The sequence below is a fragment of the Hydrogenophaga sp. genome, from assembly GCF_051007235.1.
Classification (GTDB): domain Bacteria; phylum Pseudomonadota; class Gammaproteobacteria; order Burkholderiales; family Burkholderiaceae_C; genus Hydrogenophaga.
The window spans coordinates 1-2,451 of record NZ_JBPCSJ010000397.1 but is presented as its reverse complement, the minus strand read 5'-3'; the positions used below and the strand labels follow the sequence as shown (position 1 = coordinate 2,451).

The window sequence follows — 2,451 nt, the reverse complement described above, 5'->3', positions numbered from 1 at the left end:
CCGGCCGCGCGCAGCGCCTTCACCGCGCTGGCCGTGTTGCCAGCGGACCCGATCACCATCACGGCCTGGGCCTGCTGCCCTGCCGTCGCCTGGGCCAGCGCGCTGAAGTCGGGCTTGTCGCGCGGGAATTTTTCCTGCAGCAGGGGCTTGAGCTGGGCCTTTTCGAAGCCCTTGAGCGCGCCCGCGGCCGAATCGGCGCCGAAGGAGTCGTCGGTCTGCCAGACCGCGATGCGGGTGATGCCGATGCTGGCCAGGTGTTCGATGGCCCTGGCCGCTTCGCGCTGGTAGGTGGCGCGCACGTTGAACACCCAGGGGTTGACCGGCTGGTGCAGGGCCATGGCGCCGGTGCTGGGCGCCACCAGCGGCACCTGGTGCTCGGCCAGCAGCGGCAGCAGGGCCTGGGCGTGCGGCGTGCCGCGGTTCAGGAAGAGGGCAACCACCTTCTGCTTCGTGATCAGTTCGCGCGCGACCTCCACCGTCTTTTTCGGGTCGAACTGGTCGTCCACCGACAGCAGCTCGATCTTCTGGCCGTTCACCCCGCCGCGGGCGTTGACCGCGTCCAGGTAGAGCTGGGCGCCCTGGGTGTTTTCCTTCACGCCTGCCGCCACCGAACCGGTGAAGCCCGAGGGCTGACCGATGCGGATCTGCGCCCATGTGGGGGTGGTGCTCATCAGGGCGCAGCCGAGTGCGGCCAGCCACAGCGGTGTCTTGTTCATGCAGGTCTCCAACGAGGCTGGCAGTGTAGGAGTCGCGTGGGGCGCGGCACATCAGGGGAATGACGTAGCGGCCTGCGCAGCGGGCGCGCGGCTCCTAGAATGTTTGCCTCCCCTTCAGGAAGGCCTGCATGTCCGACGATCTCCGCCCCGCGAACGAGCCCGACACCTCCGAGGACGCCGACGGGGGCGCCCAGGGGCTGATCCGCATCCGCGGCGCGCGCCAGCACAACCTCAAAAACATCGACCTGGACATTCGCACCGGCGAGCTGACGGTGGTGACCGGCCCCAGCGGCTCGGGCAAGTCCAGCCTGGTGTTCGACACCTTGTTCGCCGAAGGCCAGCGCCGCTACGTCGAGACCTTCAGCGCCTACGCGCGCCAGTTCCTGGACCGCATGGACAAGCCGGCGGTGGACAAGGTGGAAGGCGTGCCGCCGGCGATTGCCATCGACCAGACCAACCCGGTGCGCTCCTCACGTTCGACGGTTGGCACCATGACCGAGCTGAACGACCACCTCAAGCTGCTGTTCGCGCGCGGCGCCCAGCTGTTCGACCGCGCCACCGCGCTGCCGGTGCGGCACGATTCGCCAGAGTCCATCTTTGCGGAGCTGCAGCGGCGCTGCGCCGAACAGGGCGATCCGCGGCTGGTGGTGACCTTTCCGGTCGAGCTGCCCGCGTCGACCACGCCCGAGGAGGTGGAGCAGTGGCTCTCGGCCAGTGGCTACACCCGCGTGCAGGCCGAGCGCATCGTGCAGCGCGAAGCCAAAGAGGAAGCGCCCGCCAAGGGCAAGAAGCCCAAGCCGGTGATCGAGGCGGTCAAACTGCTGGACGTGGTGGCCGACCGCTTCCGCCTGGGCAACGCCGAACCGGCGCGGGTGATGGAGGCCATCGAGGCAGGCCTCAAGCGCGGCGCCGGCAAGCTGATGGTCTATGTGCTCAAGGAAGAAGGCGAGCCTGAGATTTGGCGTTTTTCGACGGGGCTGCACTGCCCGGAAAGCGACATCCGCTACACCGAGCCCACGCCCTCGGCCTTCTCTTTCAACTCCGCCGTCGGCGCCTGCGAGGCCTGCCGCGGCTTCGGTCGCGTCATCGGCGTGGACTACGGCCTGGTCATCCCGGATGAAAAAATCACGCTGCGCAACGGCGCGGTCAAGGTGTTCCAGACGCCCGCGTGGAAGGAATGCCAGGACGACCTGATGCGCCACGCCGAAGCGGCTGGTATCCCGCGCGACACGCCCTGGAACAAGCTCACGCCCGAGCAGAAACAGTGGGTGATCGGCGGCAACCCGACCTACAAAGACGGCCAGTGGGGCAAGCAGTGGTACGGCGTGGCGCGCTTCTTCGAGTACCTGGAGAGCAAGGCCTACAAGATGCACATCCGGGTGCTGTTGTCCAAGTACCGCAGCTACACCGAATGCCCCAGCTGCGGCGGTGCGCGCCTGAAAACCGACAGCCTGCTCTGGCGCATCGGCACGAAGGCGCAGGCCGACGCGGTGCTGCCCGCCGACAAGCGCTATTTGCCCACTGGCGTGCAATGGTCGCGCGCACAGCTCGAAGCGCTGCCCGGCCTGTGCCTGCACGACCTGATGCTGATGCCGCTGACCAGCCTGCGGCGCTTCTTCGACGACCTGGCCACCACGCTGGCGGGCAGCGGCGGTGAGGGCGGCGAACAGCAGGCGCTCAAGCTGCTGTTCGAGGAAATCAACACCCGCCTGCGCTACCTGTGCGAGGTCGGCAT

The 2,451-nt window shown here is 67.9% G+C and carries 1 protein-coding gene and 1 pseudogene; one reads left to right on the top strand and one right to left on the bottom strand.

Features of this window, described 5'->3' with window-relative positions; translation table 11 throughout:
• Window positions 1–716: ABC transporter substrate-binding protein (locus ACR2JA_RS14185; protein WP_434009727.1), on the bottom strand; the 716-nt coding region annotated here is incomplete at its 3' end.
• Between the two features lie 128 nt (window positions 717–844).
• Here ACR2JA_RS14185 and ACR2JA_RS14180 point away from each other — a divergent pair.
• A pseudogene (locus ACR2JA_RS14180) lies at window positions 845–2,451 on the top strand (excinuclease ABC subunit UvrA); the annotation flags it as partial.